The organism is Pseudomonas sp. NA-150 (assembly GCF_044336365.1).
In the GTDB taxonomy this organism is placed as follows: Bacteria; Pseudomonadota; Gammaproteobacteria; order Pseudomonadales; family Pseudomonadaceae; genus Aquipseudomonas.
The window spans coordinates 1893151-1914076 of sequence record NZ_CP172305.1 but is presented as its reverse complement, the minus strand read 5'-3'; the positions used below and the strand labels follow the sequence as shown (position 1 = coordinate 1914076).

The following is a 20926-nucleotide window of genomic DNA, read 5'->3' as shown; positions in this document are numbered from 1 at the left end:
CGGAGTTACGCACGCATGACCAGAACAATTGCAATGATGCAGCCGTACTTGTTCCCTTACCTGGGCTACTTCCAGTTAATTGCCGCCGCCGATGTCTTCGTGCTCGGTGATGATTTGCAGTACATCAGGTCGGGATGGGTCAATCGCAACCGTATTCTCCACAACGGCGAAGGCCGCCTGATTACCTTTCCGCTGAAACGCGATCGCTTCGATCTGCCGATCAACCAGCGCCAGTTGTGCGAAAACTTCGAAGAAGAAGCCACGCGCCTGATCAGCCTGATCACCCTGAGCTACGCCAAGGCGCCTTACTTCAACCAGGTAATGCCACTGCTGGAGCGACTGATCCGCTTTCCGGTGAAAAACCTGGCGTTGTACATCGAGCATTCGATCAGAGAGCTGTGCGCGTACCTGCACATCGACACGCCGATCATGCGCGGCTCCGACCTGCACATCGGCACGCCGGAAGACAAACAGGATCGCGTGGTGCGCATCGTCAAGTCCTTTGCCTGCGAGCGCTTCCTCAATCCCATCGGCGGCATTGAACTTTACGACCCTGACTATTTCGCGCAACACGACCTGTTGCTGCACTTTTTCAAGATCGACGCGATTGGCTATCGGCAATTTCGCAATCCTTTCGTCGCAAACCTGTCGATTATCGACGTACTGATGTTCAACTGCATCGAGCAGGTTCAGGAGTTATTATCGAGTTTCTCGGTCTACACAGGGACCGAGCATCAGTTGGCAGAACCCGTGGCCGCCGCGGGCTGACCTTGACATGAAGCAGTACCCGTCAATTCCGGATTGAATAGCCGTGGAGTCAACCTATGTCTTACATAGTAAACCCCGCACGCTGGTACCTGATTCAGACCAAGCCGCGTCAGGAAGCCCGCGCCGAGGAACACCTGCAACGCCAGCAGTTCGAATGCTATCGCCCTCTCAAGGCCTCGGCACCGAAAAAGCGCAACCCACGGGCGCCCAATGTAGAGGAGCTGTTCCCCGGTTACCTGTTCATTCGCATGGACCAGGTGCATGACAACTGGTACCCGATTCGCTCCACCCGCGGCGTGGCGCGCATTGTCACCTTCGGCGCGCAACCGGTTCCGGTACACGATGAGCTGATCGAGCAGATTCGCCAGCGCCTGCTGTCGCCAGAACCTCGCCCTGAGTTTCAACAGGGTGAACACGTACGGATCAAAGACGGCAGTTTCTGCGACCTCGAAGCGATCTTCCTGTCCGCCGACGGAGAAGAGCGGGCAGTAATTTTGCTCAACCTGCTGCAGCGCGAACAAAAAGTCACGCTGCCCATCAGCAGCTTGACGCGGATGGAAGTGCCGGTCTGAGCGTCTGCCCCGCCCGACTGATCGCGTCCACCTGCAAGGAACTGCGCCATGACACCCAAAACCACGCTGGTGACGCTTACTTATGGTGACCGTCTGCCCTACCTGCAAACCCTGCTCAGTCGTTCGCTGTCCAGCCCGCAGATCGAGCGGGTCATCATAGTCAGCAACGCCTCCGTGGCCCCCCTTGAGTCGCTGGGACGCACATGGCCGGGTCAGATCGAGGTGATTTACCTACAGCAGAACACCGGTTCGGCCACCGGCTATTCGGTGGGCATCAAGGCGGCATTGGACACCGGCGCCGAGTACATTTGGCTGATGGACGATGACAATGCCCCGACCGTGAACGCAATCGCGGTGCTGCATCATTGTCTGTACCAGCGTGAACTCATTGATGGCCGGGACAAAGTCGCCGTACTGGGCTTTCGTCCGACTCACCAGGCCGATATCGCCGCCGGGGTGCCCAATCGCTATGCGATTCAGCGCCGCTCGAGTTTCTTCGGTTTCCATATCGCGCAGTTGCCGTACAAGATCTGGCGCCGCCTGCCGTGGGGTCACCCGCAGGCGAAGGATCAGCCGCATCAGCCGATGGTGCAACTGCCGTTCGCCACCTATGGCGGTCTGCTGGCCCATCGCAGCCTGTTCGAGCGTATCGGCCTGCCGATGGATGCCCTGCTGTTGTATGCCGACGACAGCGAATACACCTGGCGCATTACCGCCGGCGGCGGGCGGATTTTCCTGGTGCCGGAAGCGCTGCTCGACGACCTGGAGGAGTCGTGGAACATCAAGGCCAAGACCCGCAACATCTATGAGAGCTTCCTGCTCGGCGGCTCTGACCTGCGCGCCTACTACGGTGCACGCAACCAGGCCTGGTTCGACAAATACGTGTGGGCCTCGTCGTCCTCGCTCTACAACCTGAATCGCTGGGTGTTTTTTCGCTTGCTGCGGCTGTTCGCCAGACGCACCGGTACCAAACAGCGTCTGGGCCTGATCGAAAAAGCCATTCACGACGGCGAGTCCGGGCTGTTGGGCCTCCATCACTCGTACCCGCTATGAATATTCTGTTTATCAACAGCCTTTACCCGCCGCACATCGGTGGTGGCGCAGAAATCATTCTGCAGCGCACCGTCGAAGGTCTGCATCAACGCGGTTGCCAGGTGTCGGTACTGGCCACCGGACCCGACAAGGGTCTCAGCCAGGGTGAACTGAACGGCATCAAGGTCTACCGTGCCGGATTGCGCAACTTTTACTGGCAACACACGGCCCAGCGTCCTGGGCGCTTGGCCCGGCTCGGCTGGCATCTGCGAGACCGCTACAACGCCGGCATGCGCGACTTCGTGCGTGAAGTGATTCGCAGCGAAAAACCCGATCTGGTGGTGTGCCATAACCTGTCTGGCTGGTCGGTATCGGCCTGGGATGAGGTCAGCGCCGCAGGCTTGCCGATCGTTCAGGTACTGCACGACATGTACTTGCTGTGCCCCGGCAGCACCATGTTCAAGCACGGCAAGTCCTGTGCCACCCCATGCCACAGCTGCCAACAGTTTCGTCGCGGTCATGACCGGCGTTCGGCGCAGGTCGCTGCGGTGATCGGCGTCAGTCGCTTCATGCTTGACACCTTGCAGGGTCAGGGCTACTTCACGGGCGCACAGGGCCACGTTGTGCACAACAGCAGCCCGTTTACCGCCCCGCCGGCCAGAATCGTCGAGCCCTCCAGCGGACCGCTGCGTTTCGGTTACATGGGCACGCTGTCCGAGCCCAAGGGCGTACGTTGGTTGATCGAACAGTTCCAGCGCCTGCCCTTCGAGGCCACGCTGCACATCGCCGGGCGCGGCCAGCTCAACGACGAAGCCCGGCTCAAGGTGCTGGCAACCTCAGCCAACGTCAGTTTTGTCGGCTACCAGACACCCCAAGCGTTTTACCGTCAGATTGATGTGGCGGTGGTGCCGTCGATCTGGCGCGAGCCGTTCGGCATGGTGGCGGTCGAGGCCTGCGCGCATTCCGTGCCGGTGATCGCCAGCGGCGTGGGGGGCCTGCCGGAATTGATCGAAGACCAGGTCAATGGCCTGCTTTGCAGCCCTGACGATCCGGACTCACTGGGTCGGGCCATGCTGCGGCTCCACCAGCAACCCGAATTACTGTCTAGACTCAGCCTTCAGGCGCGCGCCAGTGTCAGCTCGTTGCTGGATGAAGGGCTGATGCTGGATCACTATCAACGTATTTTCGCTCAGACCCTCCAGGTAAAAGTGCTACGACGAGAAGGACAACCGTTATCTCTCACATCCTCTCCATGAGCCGAAGCATGTTCAAACTGAACCTGAGCAGGTCCGGACAATGCCTGATGCTTGTTCTGACGAGTCTGTTCTTCAGTTTCCCGGCTCTGGCTGACGACCCTTTTATCGTGGGCGTCGGCACCCATCTGTTTAACAAAAGCAGTTACCCGCCCAGCCTGATGAAGATGATTCGCGACGCCGGCATCGACTCTGTCCGCGACGATGCCTATTGGTCGACCGCCGAGCCCCGCCGAGGCCAATTGCACATTGACGCGTCCTGGCAGTCTTATCTGGGCGACGCCAGGCAATATCGTCTGCGGCCGCTGTTGGTACTGGATTACGGCAACCCGTTCTACGACAACAACGCCAAACCGCGTAGCCCGCCGGTGCGCAAGGCCTTCGCCGACTACACCGAATTTGTCAGCCGCAAGCTGGGCAGCAGCGTGGCATTTTATGAAATCTGGAATGAGTGGGACCGCGAGGATCCGAATGACCGCGGTCTCACCAATGACTACCTCGCGCTGGTCGACGAAACGGCGCAACGCATCCGCTCACAAAACAGCGACGTAAAGATTCTGGCCGGTGCCGTGACCAACAAAGGCATCGACCTGGGGTTTGCCAACCGTCTGGTCGAAGCCGGCGTGCTGGCCAAAGTCGACGGGCTGTCACTGCACCCGTCGGTGTACTGCCGCAACGCTGAGCATCGCACGCCCGAACATTGGATCGGCTGGATGCGCGACGTCGCCGCCAACCTCAAGTCGCTGGCCAATCGCCCCGTGCCGTTGTACGTGACAGAAATGGGCTGGCCGAGCAACGATGGCAAATGCGGGGTCGACGAACAGACCCAGGCCGCGTACCTCGCCCGTAGCTTCTTTCTGGCGCGGACCGTGCCTGAAATCAAAGGTATCTGGTGGTACGACTTGCTGAACGACGGGGTTGACCGCAGTGACCTGAAGCAAAACTTTGGCCTGCTTCAACAAGACGCGCAGCCCAAACCGGCCTACCGCACCCTCAAAGTCATCAGCCCGGTGCTGCGTGAATTTGCCTACGAACCGGAAAAAAGTCGCCTGGACGGCCCCCATTACTTGCTGCGCTTCTCGCGAGACGCCGAACAGATACTGGTGGCCTGGACCACCGCAGAGCGACAACCCATTCGTGCCGAAGCCAGCTCCGTGCAGCACGGCAATGTGCAGATCATTAACACAGGCGAGCCCGAGAAGGGCCGAGTCGATAGCGGCATACCTTGGCAATGCGATGACAGTCGCTGTTCGGCGCAAATCCCGATCGGCGAATTCCCGATCATCGTCAGCCTCGGCAATCGCCCCCCGCTTTTTGCTCTACAAGAGGCCAGCCCTCGCCCGCGCCTACTTTCTCAATAATTTTCAGACTTCAGGGCGTCCCCATGATCGTGATCAATGCTCGCTTTCTTACTCAAGAACTGCGGGGGGTGCAGCGCTTTGCAGAGCAAACCTGCCTGGCCCTCAAGCAGATCCGCGACGACGTGGTATTCGTCGCGCCCCCTGACATCAAGATGCACGACAGTGCCAAGGCGTTAAATGTGCAATGCTTCGGCCGCCATCGGGGTCACCTGTGGGAGCAACTCGATCTGCCGCTGTACCTGCGTCGCCAGGGCAAGCCGTTGCTGGTGTCGCTGTGCAGCACGGCACCGCTGTTCTACCGCAATCAAATTGCCACGCACCACGACATCACCTACATCCGCCACCCGGAAAGCTACACCCGGCTGTTCCGCACCCTGTATCGGCTGATGACGCCGGTGCTGTTGTCGAACATCAAGGCCTTGCTGACCGTCAGCAATTTTTCCAGGGATGAGATTGCGCAGTTCTACAACTACCCCGAAAAGAACATCTTTGTGGTGCCCAACGCCGTCAGCAGTGCGTTCCAACCGGGGCCGCCAGACAAGGAGCACAAGGACTATCTGTTGGCGGTTTCATCGCCCAGCGCGCACAAGAACTTCAGCCGCATGATCGAGGCGTTTTTGACCCTGAGCAATCAGCCCGAGCTGCAGATGCACATCGTCGGTGCGGCCAGCGAGATTTTTTCCGATCCAGACCTGCAACGCCTGGCCGACAGCGATCCACGCATTCGCTTTCTGGGCCGACTCAATGACCAGGAACTGATTGCGCAATATCAAGGGGCGGCGGCGTTTGTGTTCCCGTCAGTCTATGAAGGTTTTGGTATTCCACCGCTGGAAGCCCAGGCCTGCGGTTGCCCGGTGCTGGCCGCCAATGCAGCGGCGATTCCGGAAGTGTTGCAAGCCAGCGCCCTGTATTTCGACCCGGTGGATGTCAACCATATCGCCACCGCCATGCAGCGCATGCTGACTGACGCAACCCTGCGCCGGTCGATGCGCCGTCGCGGGCTGCAGAACGTGTCGCGCTTTTCCTGGGAAGACTCGGCCCGCCGCGTGTCGCAACGCATCGACGCGCTGCTGGGCAAATCCACCGACCTGCTGCAGGCCAAGCAAGCAAAGGCCAAACACTTGCAGGCCAACGCCAGCCTCGGCAAAAACATCCAGGCCAAGTCATCCGGCAAATCCTGATGGCGAAGGCTCTCGCATTGCAAACACCCACGAAATCTACATAGCGAAGGCCGTTCCGGCCCGTTTACCGATTTATTTACACCGTGACCTGAGCAGCATTTTGCTGCTGATCGAAGGGCAACGGTGAGCTGTGCGCTGTACCCGCCACCCGTCAACGTGAAGGCTGAGCTGCTTTTAGCTCAGCGGCGTGAAGCATTCTCCCGTGCTGATCGTCGCATTAGCCTTCACCCGGTATTTTTCGGTGCGGTGCTCTGTGATGTCGCCGTATGGACGTGTCCGTTACTGACCTCGGCCGACACCTCAATCACCACCAATGCCTGGACGCCGCCCCCGTGCGTTTGAAGTAGTGCTGGTGCTCAGAAAAGAGACTGACATGAAAATAGCAATCGTCCATGACTGGCTGGTGACCTATGCCGGTGCAGAGCGCGTACTCGCTTCATTGATAAAAGTCTGGCCGGAAGCCGAGCTTTTTTCCGTGATCGATTTCCTCAGTAACCAGGATCGCGCTCATCTGGGCGGCAAGAAAGCCAAGACCACGTTTATCCAAAACCTGCCGATGGCCAAGACTCACTACCAGAAGTATCTGCCATTGATGCCGCTGGCTATCGAGCAACTGGACCTCTCGGGTTACGACCTGATCATTTCCAGCAGCCACGCCGTGGCCAAAGGCGTGCTCTGCGGCCCTGACCAGATCCACATCAGCTATGTGCACTCGCCCATCCGCTACGCCTGGGACATGCAGCACCAGTACCTGCTGGAGTCCGGGATGAGCACGGGCCTCAAGGGCAAACTGGCGCGCATGATCCTGCATTACATCCGTATGTGGGATCAGCGCACCGCCGCAGGTGTGGACGACTTTATCGCCAACTCGCATTTCATCAGCGGCCGTATCGCCAAGGCCTATCGCCGCGAATCCACCGTGATCTACCCACCGGTGGATACCCTCGGTTTCACCCTGCAAGAGGCCAAGCAGGATTACTACGTCACCGCGTCGCGCATGGTGCCGTACAAACGCATGCCGATGATCATCGAAGCCTTCGCGGCCATGCCGGACAAACGCCTGGTGGTGATCGGCGACGGCCCGGAAATGGAAAAAGCCCGAACGATTAATGCACCGAACGTGACGCTGCTGGGTTTCCAGCCGTTCAGTGTGCTGCACGATCATCTGCGCAACGCCAAAGCCTTCGTATTTGCCGCCGAAGAAGACTTTGGCATCAGCCCTGTGGAAGCGCAGTCCTGTGGTACGCCCGTGATTGCTTTCGGTAAGGGCGGCGCATTGGAAACGGTCTGCGGCCTCGACCACCCAATGCCCACCGGCGTGCTCTATCACGAACAAACCGTTGCCTCGCTGATCGCTGCCGTCGCTGAGTTTGAAAGCGCCAGGCTATACATCAGTGCTGCGGCCTGCCGCGCCAATGCCGAACGTTTTTCCAGCGAGCGCTTCGAGCGGGAAATCAAAAGCTTCGTCGATGCACGCCTGGCAGCTGCGCTGATGACCCATTACCCGCTACCAGCGTCGGTTCAAATGCCGGTGCCGATGCTCAGCCAGGCGCTGTCCATCGCCGACCACGGCGCCCGAGTAGTCCCGATCAAATCCGTCTAGCGGACGACGCTCATGACCTCTGAACAAGATGCAGAAACGCGTCGAGTTCAATCTGGAATACATCGAACACTGGTCGATCGGGCTGGAGCTGAAAAATCATCCTGCAGACCCGGTTCAGGGCTTCATGAATAAAAACGCGTTCTGAATTGGTCATCTATCCTTCTGACGACCGGGCCCGTTGAGGAGGTGTGCGAGGGCGTGACACATCAACAGTGGTGCCCGTCACCAAAAGGGATGCAATGAAATCATTGTGGTGCGCCTTGCACCTTGAAAAGGAAGAGACCTATGAAGCTAACCTTAGCCGTGGTGCTGCTGTCCAGCCTGGTTTTGCAAGGCTGCGCATTCGCCCCCGGGCAGCACATGACTCCAAGCGAAGTTGAAGAAGACAACCCCAACGGTCCAAAAGTAAAACTGGTCGCCATCACGCCAGCCTCCGTGCAACAAATGCACGCCTCGCATCAGCCTAAGGCGTTGCCGCCAGAACTGTTGAACTACAAAACACCTGAATACCGCATCGGGCCTGGCGATGACCTGCTGGTGACCGTGTTCGAACACCCTGAACTGACAGCGCCAGGCTCTCAACAGCTACTGGATGCCAACAGCCGCGAAGTGCTGGCCGACGGCACCGTGTTCTTCCCGTATATCGGCCGGATCCAGGCCAGCGGAAAAACCGTCAGCCAGATGCGCGAACAACTGAGACTGGGCCTGGCGCCGCAGTACACCGAGGTCAAGGTCGACGTCAAAGTACTGCACTACAACAGCCAGCGCGTGCTGCTCTCCGGTGCCTTCAAAACCTCTGGTTCGCAGCCGATCACCAACTTGCCGCTGAGCCTGGTGCAAGCCATCAGCACCGCCGGCCTCGACTCGACCGATGCCAACCTCGCGGGCTTGACCCTCAAGCGTGACGGCAAGGAATACGTACTCGATATCGACGCGTTGAACCGCAAAGACGCGCAGTTGGGCAATATCTACCTCAAAGACGGCGACTACCTGCACTTGAACAGCAACTCGCCGAACAAAATCTATGTCCTGGGCGAGGTCGTGCGTCCGCAGGTGTTGTCGTTCAGCACCACCAGCCTGACGTTGATGGAGGCCTTGGGTAACTCCGGTGGTCTTAGCCCGGAAACCGCCGACGGTAATTCGGTGTACGTGATTCGCGCGGCTGACAGTGGCGGCCAGGCGGCAACGGTCTACCACCTTGATGCGCAAAAACCGACGTCCTATGTGTTGGCCCGCCAGTTCGAACTCGAGGCACAGGACGTGGTGTTTGTCGGCCCGGCCAATATCGTCCGCTGGAACCGTTACCTGAGCAATCTGCTGCCAACGTCCAGCGTGGTGGCTACGGGTGCCGCGTTCAAGAATTGATGCCGTACCCTCTCTTGTCCCCGCCTCGTGCGGGGATTTTTTTGCCTGCGATTTGCGGCCGGGGAACTGTTGCCACAGCAACAGTAGATCAACAGTTACGTGTTGATTGGTTGATTCGCAATCAAGCACTCAAATTGTAAATTATGATTAAAACCGTTATTTATCAACTCGTTAAAATATTAACCACGCCTGGCACGCATGCTGCTATGTACCTGCATGGTCGCTGATCGACACTCAAGGAATACAGCATGCTGGTCGTTTCTCTCTCAGGTAGTCCCACTCTGAAATCCCGCTCCGGCGTCGTACTGGAACACGCGCGCAGTTGGCTGCAAGCCCACGGTGTCAACGTGAAAGCCCTGAAAATTCGCGACTTCAACGCCGAAGACTTGCTCTTCGCCCGCTTCGACAGCCCACAAGTGATCGACTTCATCGAAGCCGTACGCCAGGCCGACGGCCTGCTGATCGGCACCCCGGTGTACAAGGCCTCGTTTTCCGGCGCGCTGAAAACCTTGCTCGACCTGCTGCCCGAACGCTCGCTGCACGGCAAAGTGGTCCTGCCGCTGGCCACCGGCGGCAGCATCGCCCACATGCTCGCCGTGGACTACGCCCTGAAGCCGGTGCTCTCGGCGCTGAAATGCCAGGAAGTACTGCACGGCATCTTCGCCATCGACACGCAGATCAGCTACAGCGACAACGAATGGGGCGGCGAGCTGGACGAGATTCTCATCGAACGCTTGCATGAAGGGCTGGAGCATTTTTATCACGGGCTGCAGCGACGGGTGCAAGGGCGCACGCCGGTGGCGAGTGGGCATTTGAAATTGGCATTGTGAGTAATTTTGTAGGAGCGGGTTGCCAGCTCCTACCGATATTTCCGCAGAAATCCGCAATCAATGCTCAAACAACAACGGATACATCGACAGCACCAACAACAACGCCATCAAGGTGTTGAACAGTTTCAACCAGCGCGGATCTTTCAGGTAGCTGCGCAACAGACTGCCGAAGCCGGCCCAGATGCAACTGGTGGGCGCGCACATCAGGCCAAAGACGGCGGCGATAATCACCACGTTGGTGAAGTAGTTTTCCAGCGGCGTGTAGGCACTGATCGCGCCGACCGCCATCACCCAGGCCTTGGGGTTGACCCATTGAAACGCCGCAGCGCCCCAGTAACTTTGCGGTCGCGTATTGCCGATCTCTTCATCGGACATCGGCCCGGAGCTGTAGATTTTCCACGCCAGGTACAACAGATAAGCCGCGCCAACAAACCGCAACACCGTGTAGAGCAGCGGATAAGCCTTGAACACCGCGCCCAGGCCGAGGCCTACCGCAAGCACCATGAAGCCGAAGCCACAGCTGATGCCGAGGATGTGCGGAATCGAACGATTGAAGCCGAAGTTCACCCCCGAGGACAACAGCATCGTGTTGTTTGGTCCCGGGGTGATGCAGGTCACGAAGGCGAAAACGGCGAAGGCCAGCAGCAAATCAACGGTGAGTACCATGAGGCGGGTCCATGAGCGAAACAATCATGGGCCTTACCCTACGCCGGACACCACCGAAAACCCACGGACAGTGACGGAATACTTGGGCCGTACAGTTTTTTCGAGGAAGTCTGGCCCTGCGACCAATAAAAAACCCATGCCAGCTGGAGGCCTCCGGCTAGCATGGGTTTGACCAAAGACGGCCAAGTGCAGAGCAATGACTCGGGCACAAATCACAGCCTCGGTGAAAATCGTTCACCGGCCAGCAGACTATCTGAAGCCCAGCAGTCGATATGTAGGACGTTTCTTGAATTGTGTGAGGAAAGTTCAACAGGCATTGAATGCGGCCGAAAGTCATTAGCCGCGAAGGCGATGCCCCGAACGGGGCATCGGAATAACCAGGCTCAGCCGAACCAGTGCCACAGCAACAGGGTGCCGATCAGGCCTACCACCGAGACGATGGTTTGCAGCACCGACCAGACCCAAATGGTTTGCTTGAGTTGCAGACCAAAGTACTCACGAACCATCCAGAAGCCCGCGTCATTGACGTGGCAGAAGAACACCGAGCCAGCACCGATAGCCAGGGCCACCAGTGAACTTTGAGTCGCTGCCAGCCCCGCCATCATCGGCGCGAGGATACCGGCGGTGGTGGTCGTGGCAACCGTCGCCGAGCCTGTGGCCTGGCGCAGCGCCACCGCAATCAGCCAGGCCAGCAGCAGGTACGGCATGTGCGCGCCTTCGGCGACTTTGCTGATGGTGTGGCTGACGCCCGCGTCCAGCAGCGTTTGCTTGAGACCGCCACCGGCACCGATGGTCAGCAGCAATACGGCAATCGGCGCCAAGCCTTTGCGTAGGGTATTGCCGACGTGCTCGCGGGAAATACCGTTGGCCCATCCCAGGCAAATCACCGCTGGCGACCACCGCCAGCCCCAAAGCAATCAGCGGTTCACCGAGGAACTTCAAGGTGATGGCCAGGGTGCTTTCCGGTTCCATCGCGACTTTGGCCAGGGTGCTGCCGAGCATCAAAATCACCGGCAACAGGATGATCAACAACGACACGCCGAAACTCGGCTGACGGCTGATTTCGGCCTTGGCGGTGAACAGCGCGCCAATGTCACCCGGCTCATCGACGTGCATGCGTTTCGACAGCCAGTTGCCATAGATCGGTCCGGCGAGAATCACCGCCGGAACCGCGATGATGAAGCCCATCAACATGGTCAGGCCAAGGTCGGCGTGCAAAGCACTGACCGCAATCAACGGCCCCGGATGGGGTGGCATCAGCGCATGCAAGGTGGTCATGCCCGCCAGTGCTGGAATCGCAATTTTCAGCAGTGGCAGGTTGGAGCGGCGCGCCATGACGAAGATGATCGGCACCATCATCACCAGACCGACTTCGAAGAACAGTGGCAAGCCGATGACCATCGCCACCAGCGCCATGACCCACGGCAGCGAACGGCCTTTGCCGAGACCGAGCAAGGTCGAGGCAATACGGTCGGCCGCACCCGATTCGGCCATCAAGGCACCCAGCATCGAACCCAGGGCAATGATGATCCCGGCTTCACCGAGGATCGCCCCCGCGCCTTTGCTAAACGCCTTGGCCACATCTTCCGGCGGCAACCCGGCGCCGACGCCGGCGATGAAGGTACCGATCAAAATCGACAGGAACGGCGGAAGTTTGGTGGCGCTGATCAGTACGATAATCGTGGCAATTGCCACCAGACAGCACACCATCAGGCGGGTGTCATGGGCCAGCCAGGCAACAGACGTTGCATCCAAAGCGGTACTCCTTATCTCTCGACCACCACAGCAGTCGGCAACATTTGGTATTAATTCGCCGCAAAGATACCTCAAGTGCCCGCTTTAGAGCGCCGTTTTCCTGCTCGACTCAGACTTTTTCCAATGCCTGCTCCTGAGCGCACTCAATCAACACCTCACGCAACGCCTGAGCCGCCGCCGAGAGTTTGTGGTCGGCGAGCATCATCAAGCCAATGCGCCGTTCAATTCGTGGCCCGCTCAGGGCAATGCAGTGCGCGCCCAGTTCGCGCATTTGCTGGATGCACAACGACGGCACCGCGCTGACGCCCAAACCATTGGCGACCATGCGCCCGATGGTGGACAGCTGGTGGCTTTCGAACGCCACCGAGAGTTTGCCGTGCTGGGTGTGCAGGTCTTGCTCCAGCAGCAAACGCACGGCGGACGGGCGTTGCAGGGCGATGAAGTCTTCCTGCAACAACTCGCTCCAGGTCACCTCCTGCCGCGCAGCCAAGGGCGAGTCCACCGGCACCACGGCAACAAAGCGGTCCATATAGAACGGGGTGAACAGCAGCGAACTGCTGGACTCCGGCTCAAAACCGATGCCCAACTCCACCCGCCGATGCCGGACCATTTCCAGCACCTGCTCATTGATCACGTCATGCACTGCGACGTTGACCCGTGGGTGACGATCACGAAACAGCTTCAGCGCGCCGGGCAACAGGTTGCCGGCATACGAGGGCATCGCCGCGATCGACACCTTGCCCAATTGCAACGTGAAGTGCTGACGCAGCAACTCTTCGGCGTTATCCCAATCCGCCAGCAGTTGCCGCGCCAGAGGCAACAGGGTCTCGCCCTCGGGGGTCAGGCTGACGCTGCGCGTGGTGCGGCTGAGCAGTTGCCCGCCCAGATCGTCTTCCAGGCCCTTGATCGTCAGGCTCAGCGCCGGTTGCGACAAATGCAGGCGCTCCCCCGCCTGGGCGAAGCTCAGGCACTGCGCCACGGCCAAAAAAGCACGAAGTTGTTTGACGTTCATATATTTAGTTTATTTATCAATCCATCAGAAAAACAAAATTAACAAATCACTGAAGGCAGTGGAAGATGCTGCAAACGCGATTCGACAGTCTATTTGTCGGACAACAACTACAAAAGGCGGATATCTCATGGCTGGCCTCGATAAACGAGTAGCAACGTACGAAGAAGCCCTGGACGGGCTGACCGACAACATGACCGTGCTGTCGGGCGGTTTCGGTCTGTGCGGCATCCCGGAAAACCTCATCGCTGAAATCAAGCGTCGTGGCGTGACCGGTTTGACCGTCGTCTCCAACAACTGCGGCGTTGACGGTTTCGGCCTGGGTATCCTGCTGCAAGATCGTCAGATCCGTAAGATGATCGCTTCCTACGTCGGCGAAAACGCGCTGTTCGAGCGTCAGTTGCTGGACGGCGAACTGGAAGTCGAACTCACCCCGCAAGGCACCCTCGCTGAAAAAATGCGCGCAGGCGGTGCCGGCATCCCCGCTTTTTATACCGCGACCGGTTACGGCACCCCTGTGGCTGAGGGCAAAGAAACCCGCCAGTTCAATGGGCGTAACGTGATCCTCGAAGAAGCGATCACCGGCGACTTCGCCATCGTCAAAGGCTGGAAAGCCGACCATTTCGGCAACGTGGTGTACCGCCACACGGCGCAGAATTTCAACCCAGTGGTGGCCACGGCCGGCAGGATCACTGTGGTCGAAGTCGAAGAAATCGTCGAACCCGGCGTGCTGTTGCCAAGCGAAATTCATACCCCCGGCATTTATGTCGATCGCGTCATTCTGGGCACCTTCGAGAAACGCATCGAACAGCGCACCGTGAAGAAAGCCTGAGGCCAGTCTCGCGCTGCACGTAACGACTCTTCTCGCACAGAACAACAAGAGATCCTGACCATGGCATTGTCCCGCGAACAAATGGCGCAACGCGTCGCCCGTGAATTGAAAGACGGCTACTACGTCAACCTGGGGATCGGCATTCCGACCCTGGTGGCCAACTATGTTCCAACCGACATCGACGTGATGCTGCAATCGGAAAACGGCCTGCTGGGCATGGGCGAGTTTCCGACCGAGGAAACCATCGACGCCGACATGATCAATGCTGGCAAGCAGACCGTGACCGCGCGCAAAGGCGCGTCGATCTTCTCCTCCGCTGAATCCTTCGCCATGATCCGTGGCGGCCATGTCGACCTGACGGTGCTCGGTGCTTTCGAAGTCGACGTCGAAGGCAACATCGCCTCGTGGATGATCCCGGGCAAACTGATCAAGGGCATGGGCGGTGCGATGGACCTGGTCGCCGGTGCCGATAACATCATCGTCACCATGACCCACGCCTCGAAGGACGGTGAGTCCAAGTTGCTGTCGCGTTGCAGCCTGCCACTGACCGGCGCCGGTTGCATCCGCAAAGTGCTGACCGACCTGGCGTATCTGGAAATCGCCGACGGCGCCTTCATCCTACGCGAAACCGCGCCGGGCGTGAGCGTCGAAGAAATCATCGCCAAAACCGCCGGCAAGTTGATCGTGCCGGATGATGTTGTGGAAATGACGTTTTAATTCTGTGCAGCACACATTCACTGTAAGAGCTGCCGAAGGCTGCGATAAGGTTCGAAGAACCTTCAATAATTTCCAGAGCACGGCTGTTTCGCAGTCGATCGCAGCCTACGGCAGCTCCTACAGGGGTTATGTATCGCCTCAGAAATAGCAAAATATTTTTGTTGCAACCCAATGATGCCATCACGTTGTGCCATCCTGCCTCTTCAGAAACCTGAAGGGGCTTGTTGCTTTCTAGCTCCACCGCTTTTGCTGCTTACAAGAACGGGCTAAATCATTAGCCGCTCAATAATAATTTCAAGATAGGTAGGACTCATGGCCGCCGTAATAGAAGACAGCCGCTCTGCCCGCTTTGCCCTGCGTTGTGCAAGCTGGGCTGAACGCTGGTTCCCCGATTCGTGGGTATTCGCCGTATTGGCCGTCGTTATCGTTGCCATCGCCACCATGGCCATGGGCGCCAAGCCGACTGACACCGCCAACGCCTTTGGCGATGGTTTCTGGACCCTGATTCCGTTCACCATGCAGATGGCCTTTGTGGTGATCGGTGGTTACGTGGTCGCCAGTTCGCCACCTGCTGTCAGACTGATCGACCGTCTGGCCCGCATTCCGAAAAACGGCCGCTCGGCCGTGGCCTGGGTCGCACTGATTTCCATGGTCGCCTCGCTGCTGAACTGGGGCTTGTCGCTGGTGTTCGGCGGCCTGCTGGTTCGCGCGCTGGCCCGTCGCACTGATTTGCGCATGGACTACCGTGCCGCCGGCGCCGCTGCCTACCTCGGTCTGGGTGCGGTCTGGGCGCTGGGGCTGTCGTCCTCGGCGGCGCAGTTGCAAGCCAACCCTGGCAGCCTGCCACCGTCGATTCTGTCGATCACCGGGGTGATCCCGTTTACCCAAACCATCTTCATGTGGCAGTCCGGCGTGATCCTCGCCGTGCTGATCCTGGTGTCGCTGGCCATCGCCTACGCCACCGCGCCAGGCCCGAACAGCGCCCGTGATGCAGCGGCCTGTGGTATCGACCCAAGCTTCAGCATTCCGGCGATTCCACAGCGTTCGCGCCCTGGTGAGTGGCTGGAATACAGCCCGTTGCTGATCATTCTGCTGGTGCTGTTGGCTGCAGGCTGGTTGTTTCACGAGTTCTCGACCAAACCGGCGATCACCGCGATTTCCGGTCTGAACACCTACAACTTCCTGTTCATCATGGTCGGCGCCTTGTTGCACTGGCGCCCGCGCAGCTTCCTCGATGCGGTGGCCCGCGCCGTGCCGACCACCACCGGCGTGCTGATCCAGTTCCCGCTCTACGGTTCGATCGCCGCGCTGCTGACCACGGTCAAAGGCACTGACGCACAAACCCTGGCGCACCATATCTCGTTGTTCTTCACCCAGATCGCCTCGCACGATACCTATGCGCTGTTGATGGGCGTGTATTCGGCGGTATTGGGCTTCTTCATTCCGTCGGGCGGCGGCAAATGGATCATCGAAGCACCTTACGTGATGCAGGTTGCCAATGACCTGAAATACCACTTGGGCTGGGCGGTACAGATCTACAACGCGGCAGAAGCCTTGCCGAACCTGATCAACCCGTTCTACATGCTGCCATTGCTGGGTGTGCTGGGCCTGAAAGCACGTGACCTGATCGGTTTCTCGTTCGTGCAGTTCATCATCCACACCCCGCTGGTGCTGTTCCTGTTGTGGCTGTTGGGCACCACGTTGGCGTACATTCCGCCGGTCATGCCGTAAGAAAAAGCCTAAGGCGGCGTCAGTGCCGCCTCGGCTATCAGCCAGTCCTTGAGCGCCCGCACCGCCGGGCGTGAGGTCGAGGACAGCGGCTGAACCACATAGAAACCTTTGGCCAGCAGCAAACGCTGGCTGAAGGGTTCGATCAACACCCCGCTACTCACCTCCTCTTCCGTCAGCATCGGGCTGGTCAACACCACGCCTTGGTCGTGCCGCGCGGCCTCGATGGCCATCAGCGACTGATCGAAATGAATCCCCGCCATTGCCGCCACTTCCTCGTGGGAAATATCGCTGAAGCGCGCCAGCCAATCACCCCAATGCGGGTGCAAGGTACTGTGGAGCAAGGTCACCCGTCGCAAATCATTCGCTGTTTTCAGCCCCATCCGCACCGCGTAACCAGGGCTGCAATACAGCCGCGCCTGATCCTGATACAGCAAGTGAGTTTCCAGTTCTGGCGCGCGGCCGTCGAAATGCCGAATCGCCAGATCGACCCGCTCACTGGCGAAGTCCACCAGCGCCACTGATGAACTCAAGTGCAAGGCAATCGCTGGATAGCTCTGCAAGAAACCGGACATGCGCCGGGCAAACCATTTAGCGGCCAGACCGGGTGGCATGGTCAGCCACACGCTGCTGCTATGGCGCTCGCGCAGGGTTTGGCTGGCGTCGGTGATCTGCGCCAGCGCCGGTTGAATCCGCGCCCAATAGGCGAGGCCGTCTTCAGTCGGTTGCACCTGGCGGATATGCCGGGTGAACAGCGTCACACCGAGCCACTGTTCGAGGTTGCGAACCTGCTGGCCAACCGCGCCGGGGGTGACGCACAGCTCGCTGGCAGCCAGAGAAAAACTATTGAGTCGCATGGCCGATTCGAAGTAAACCAGCGCCTTTAGGGGTGGTCCGCTTTTCATGGTGAAGTTTTTCTATTCCATTGAGCATAGATGATGATTTGTAGCCGATGCAGGGGCGACAGCACAATCGGTTTATCTTCCGTTAACTGCGCAGGCCGCCCGCCATGAAAAACATCGCCTATCTGGCCTTCGCTCTGCTGGGCCTAATCTGGGGCACCAACTTCATCTACATGAAGTGGGCCGTGGCCTTGATCACGCCGTTACAGATCGTCCTGCTGCGGGTCCTGTTTGGCTTCCTGCCGGTCCTGATCTTCGCCCTGGTGACGCGCGCGTTGCGTTGGAGCCACCTGCGCCACGCCCATCACTTTCTGGTGATGGCACTGTTGGCCACCGATATTTACTACTTCGCCTTCGCCAAAGGCTCGGCGCTGCTGCTGTCCAGCGTAGCCGGCATGCTTAGTGGTGCGATCCCCCTGTTCACCTTTGCCTGCGCGTTGCTGTTTCTGCGCGAAGAACCGCTGACTCGCCGGGTTACCGCAGGTGTCGCCCTGGGTTTTGCCGGGGTACTGCTGATTGCGCGCCCATGGGCCACCGGGGTGGGCGGTATTTCCCTTGAGGGCGTGCTGTACACGGTGCTCGGCTCGCTGAGCGTCGGCTGTTCGTTCGTCTATGCCAAGCGTTTCATTTCCGGACTGGGGATTTCTGCGGTGGCGCTGTGCACCTACCAGTTCGGCCTGGCCTTGGTGATGATGGCGGCAATCACCGACCTGCACGGCGTTGAACGGTTGCTGGACAGCCCCAAGGCGTTTCTCGGCCTGGCGGTCGGTCTTGGTCTGCTGGGCACGGGTCTGGCCTACATCATTTACTACTTTATCGTGCAACGCCTGGGGGCGTTGGCCGCCTCGTCAGTGACCTACATCCCACCGGTGGTCGCCCTGCTGATCGGTGTGTTCATCGCCGACGAACCGGTGCACGCCATCGACCTGCTGGCAGTCGGCGCGATCCTCGGCGGGGTGTACATCGTCCAGAGTGGCCGCGCACGTGCTGCCGCCCAGCTGCCAATGCCCGTCATACCGGCGCCTCAACGCTGAGGGACTTAAGCCGGGACTGGGGCCGGAACTGCGCGCCCGACCTGCTCGAGGACCTGTGGATAACTCGCCGCCGAGATCAAGCGCAACGACTCACGCATTTCATTAGCCTGCTCGGGCCCCAAGGCGCTTTCGAAGCTGACCTGCGCCTGCTCCCACAACCGCTGGGAGTCGGCGAGTTTGTTCTCTCCTTGCGCCGTCAGCGTCACCAGACGACTGCGTTTGTCCTGCGGATCGACTGCCACCCGCACGTAACCATCACGCTCCAGCGGCTTGAGGTTGTGCGCCAACGCCGAGCGATCGAGCACCAGCGCGGCGGCCAGCTCACTCATGGCCGGCGTCGTGCCCCGGCCGATCTGCATCATGATCGACCGCTGGGTCGAGCGCAGGCCGCAGGGGGCCAGCACCACGTCATACAGTTGGGTGATCCGCCGCGAGGCCTTGCGCAGGCTGGTGGCATGGCACATCACTTGCCGCGGCACCACGAAGCCGTTGCTCAGTTGAATCGATGGGCCGACGTCGTTTGACGAGGTTTGCATAGGACTGTCTGACTCCTGTTCACCGCTGTGTTGCATCAATTGATCTAAAGAAACGCTTGACCAATACAGGCATATACCCGCAAATTTAAATAGGAGCATATACCCGCATTTGATTTCTTGCAGCAGCCAATCATCGTCGGGGCTACCCATTTACCCTTCAAAGGCAGCCGATCATGCACCCAGCAACCCACGTTCCCGTCGATGGACTACAGCGATTTCTGATCCTGCTGTGCGTTTCGATACCGTCGTTCATGATTAATCTGGACTCCAATATAGTCGCGGTCTCGCTGTCTTCCATCGCGCATTCGTTCAATGCGGATTTCGCCGACATCGAATGGGTGATCAGCGCCTACACCCTGACCTTCGCCTCCTTCGTCATGCCGGCCGGCGCGTTGGCCGATCGCTTCGGTCGCAAGCGTATTCTGGTGATCGGCCTGAGCCTGTTTACCCTGGCCTCACTCATCTGCGGCGCCGCACCCAATGTCGCCGCGCTTAACGCTGCCCGCGCCCTGCAAGGCTTGGGTGCTGCGCTGTTGTTAAGCGCGGCTTTGGCCACTCTGTCGCATTCGTTTCGTGGCCCGCAACGCGCCGCCGCCTTTGCCTTCTGGGGCTCGGTGATCGGTATCGCGATTTCCCTGGGGCCGGTGGTTGGAGGCTTTATCACCCAGCATTTTGGCTGGGAGTGGGCGTTTTACATCAACGTGCCGATCGGTGCTGCGATCATCGCGCTGGTGCTACGGACCTTGAAGGAATCTCGCGACCCGCAGGCCAGCAGCATCGACATTCCCGGGGTGGTGACCTTTAGCGGCAGCCTGTTTCTGATCACCCTGGCGCTGATTTCCGGCAACCGTCAGGGCTGGAACAACAGTCAGGTGCAGTTGGAAATGGTCGGCGCACTGGTGCTGTTCGCCTTGTTCCTGCTGGTCGAAAGTCGGCAGCAACGGCCGATGATGGACTTGAGCATCTTCCGCAATCCGACCTATGTCGGCGCCTGTATCGCTGGCCTGGCGTATGCCGCGTCGTTGTTGACCATGCTCAGTTACCTGCCGATTTTTTTCCAGAGTGCTCTCGGCTACAGCCCGCAAAACGCCGGGCTGTTGATGCTGCCACTGGCAGTGCCGCTGTTCGTCGTGCCGCGCATTACTGCCAGCTACCTGACTCACCGGTTCAGTGGCCGCGCCTTGCTCACGCTGGGCCTGTTGATCATCAGTGGTGGTTTGTTCTGGCTTGGAATTACAGCACCAAGCTTCGACTATCGGGCGATGGTGGGCGGCCTGCTACTGGCTGGGACCGGCGCGGGCATTCTCAATGGCGAGACCGCGAAAGTGGCGATGTCGGCCATTCCACCCGAGCGCGCGGGCATGGCTTCTGGCATCTCGGGCACGGTGCGTTTCAGCGGTATCGTTGTCGGCTTTGCGACGCTTGGTGCGATTCTGTTTCATCGGGTGGGCGCCAACGTGGCCAGCGGCTTGTCCGGCTCGCTGGTCGACCCACTCGCCCTCACCCGCAGCATCGCCGCCGGCGATCTGTCATCAGGGCCATTGGCGCTGACCAGCTTTGGCGCAGGCTATCAGGCAATTTTATTCGTCGCCTGCGGCCTCGCCCTGACCGCCGCCCTGCTCACCTGGTTGTTGGTGCGCAGCGCCGACACCGCGCCAACGGTGCATCACCTGCAACAGCCGGCGGGGGTTGCGACGGTGAAGTGAGTACAGCCTGAGCACGCCTTTTTATGGAGCTGCCGGAGGCTGCGATCAATCGACATCTCGAAGGCCGTTCCGGCCT

The 20926-nt window shown here is 59.3% G+C and carries 18 protein-coding genes and 1 pseudogene; 14 read left to right on the top strand and 5 right to left on the bottom strand.

The annotated features are described in order from the left end of the window. Positions 1-15: 15 nt before the first annotated feature. From ACF0H7_RS09130 to ssuE, 9 genes are all read left to right on the top strand, one after another. A complete protein-coding gene (locus ACF0H7_RS09130) occupies positions 16-768 on the top strand; it encodes a WbqC family protein (RefSeq protein ID WP_397452441.1) in 753 nt (250 codons plus the stop codon). A 56-nt stretch (positions 769-824) separates the two neighbouring features. Further along, positions 825-1340, top strand: a complete 516-nt coding sequence (gene rfaH, locus ACF0H7_RS09125) for a transcription/translation regulatory transformer protein RfaH (RefSeq protein ID WP_397452440.1) — start codon at positions 825-827, stop codon at positions 1338-1340. 48 nt (positions 1341-1388) lie between these two features. Then, positions 1389-2393: a glycosyltransferase gene (locus tag ACF0H7_RS09120; RefSeq protein ID WP_397452439.1), complete on the top strand. Its 1005-nt coding sequence runs from the start codon at positions 1389-1391 to the stop codon at positions 2391-2393. Then, the gene (locus tag ACF0H7_RS09115; protein ID WP_397452438.1) at positions 2390-3628 is read left to right on the top strand and encodes a glycosyltransferase family 4 protein; all 1239 of its coding nucleotides are present in this window, start codon (positions 2390-2392) and stop codon (positions 3626-3628) included. The genes ACF0H7_RS09120 and ACF0H7_RS09115 overlap by 4 nt, the downstream gene beginning before the upstream one ends. 8 nt (positions 3629-3636) lie before the next feature. Next, a complete protein-coding gene (locus ACF0H7_RS09110) occupies positions 3637-4986 on the top strand; it encodes a hypothetical protein (protein WP_397452437.1) in 1350 nt (449 codons plus the stop codon). A 23-nt stretch (positions 4987-5009) separates the two neighbouring features. Then, positions 5010-6167, top strand: coding sequence for a glycosyltransferase family 4 protein (locus tag ACF0H7_RS09105; protein ID WP_397452436.1), 1158 nt, complete (start codon positions 5010-5012; stop codon positions 6165-6167). A gap of 373 nt (positions 6168-6540) precedes the next feature. After that, positions 6541-7770: a glycosyltransferase family 4 protein gene (locus ACF0H7_RS09100; RefSeq protein ID WP_397452435.1), complete on the top strand. Its 1230-nt coding sequence runs from the start codon at positions 6541-6543 to the stop codon at positions 7768-7770. Positions 7771-8055: 285 nt separating this feature from the next. Further along, positions 8056-9135, top strand: a complete 1080-nt coding sequence (locus tag ACF0H7_RS09095; protein ID WP_397452434.1) for a polysaccharide biosynthesis/export family protein — start codon at positions 8056-8058, stop codon at positions 9133-9135. A gap of 248 nt (positions 9136-9383) precedes the next feature. Continuing rightward, positions 9384-9965 (top strand): NADPH-dependent FMN reductase, encoded by a 582-nt coding sequence (ssuE, locus tag ACF0H7_RS09090; protein WP_397452433.1) that lies wholly within the window; start codon positions 9384-9386, stop codon positions 9963-9965. A gap of 57 nt (positions 9966-10022) precedes the next feature. Here the strand turns inward: ssuE and ACF0H7_RS09085 are convergent, their stop codons facing one another. The 3 genes and pseudogenes from ACF0H7_RS09085 to ACF0H7_RS09075 all read right to left on the bottom strand — a co-directional run bounded on the left by ACF0H7_RS09085 (position 10023) and on the right by ACF0H7_RS09075 (position 13398). After that, positions 10023-10631: a LysE family translocator gene (locus ACF0H7_RS09085; protein WP_397452432.1), complete on the bottom strand. Its 609-nt coding sequence runs from the start codon at positions 10629-10631 to the stop codon at positions 10023-10025. Between the two features lie 383 nt (positions 10632-11014). Next, positions 11015-12341: pseudogene (locus ACF0H7_RS09080) on the bottom strand (gluconate:H+ symporter). Between the two features lie 154 nt (positions 12342-12495). Then, positions 12496-13398 (bottom strand): LysR family transcriptional regulator, encoded by a 903-nt coding sequence (locus tag ACF0H7_RS09075; protein ID WP_397452431.1) that lies wholly within the window; start codon positions 13396-13398, stop codon positions 12496-12498. 127 nt (positions 13399-13525) lie between these two features. Here ACF0H7_RS09075 and ACF0H7_RS09070 point away from each other — a divergent pair, with 127 nt between their 5' ends. The 3 genes from ACF0H7_RS09070 to ACF0H7_RS09060 all read left to right on the top strand — a co-directional run bounded on the left by ACF0H7_RS09070 (position 13526) and on the right by ACF0H7_RS09060 (position 16675). After that, positions 13526-14227 (top strand): CoA transferase subunit A, encoded by a 702-nt coding sequence (locus ACF0H7_RS09070; protein WP_397452430.1) that lies wholly within the window; start codon positions 13526-13528, stop codon positions 14225-14227. A gap of 60 nt (positions 14228-14287) precedes the next feature. Continuing rightward, positions 14288-14944 carry a CoA transferase subunit B gene (locus ACF0H7_RS09065; RefSeq protein ID WP_397452429.1) on the top strand — a complete coding sequence of 219 codons (657 nt, stop codon included), beginning with the start codon at positions 14288-14290 and terminating at the stop codon, positions 14942-14944. A 312-nt stretch (positions 14945-15256) separates the two neighbouring features. Further along, complete coding sequence (locus ACF0H7_RS09060) at positions 15257-16675, top strand: short-chain fatty acid transporter (protein ID WP_397452428.1); 1419 nt, start codon at positions 15257-15259, stop codon at positions 16673-16675. Positions 16676-16683: 8 nt separating this feature from the next. Here the strand turns inward: ACF0H7_RS09060 and ACF0H7_RS09055 are convergent, their stop codons facing one another. After that, positions 16684-17577: a LysR substrate-binding domain-containing protein gene (locus ACF0H7_RS09055; protein ID WP_397452427.1), complete on the bottom strand. Its 894-nt coding sequence runs from the start codon at positions 17575-17577 to the stop codon at positions 16684-16686. A gap of 104 nt (positions 17578-17681) precedes the next feature. On the opposite strand from ACF0H7_RS09055, the gene ACF0H7_RS09050 reads away from it, so the two are divergent. Then, positions 17682-18608: a DMT family transporter gene (locus ACF0H7_RS09050; RefSeq protein WP_397452426.1), complete on the top strand. Its 927-nt coding sequence runs from the start codon at positions 17682-17684 to the stop codon at positions 18606-18608. Between the two features lie 5 nt (positions 18609-18613). On the opposite strand, the gene ACF0H7_RS09045 is transcribed toward ACF0H7_RS09050, so the two are convergent. After that, positions 18614-19144, bottom strand: coding sequence for a MarR family winged helix-turn-helix transcriptional regulator (locus ACF0H7_RS09045; protein WP_397452425.1), 531 nt, complete (start codon positions 19142-19144; stop codon positions 18614-18616). 173 nt (positions 19145-19317) lie between these two features. Here ACF0H7_RS09045 and ACF0H7_RS09040 point away from each other — a divergent pair, with 173 nt between their 5' ends. Further along, complete coding sequence (locus ACF0H7_RS09040; RefSeq protein ID WP_397452424.1) at positions 19318-20850, top strand: MFS transporter; 1533 nt, start codon at positions 19318-19320, stop codon at positions 20848-20850. Positions 20851-20926 lie beyond the last annotated feature (76 nt).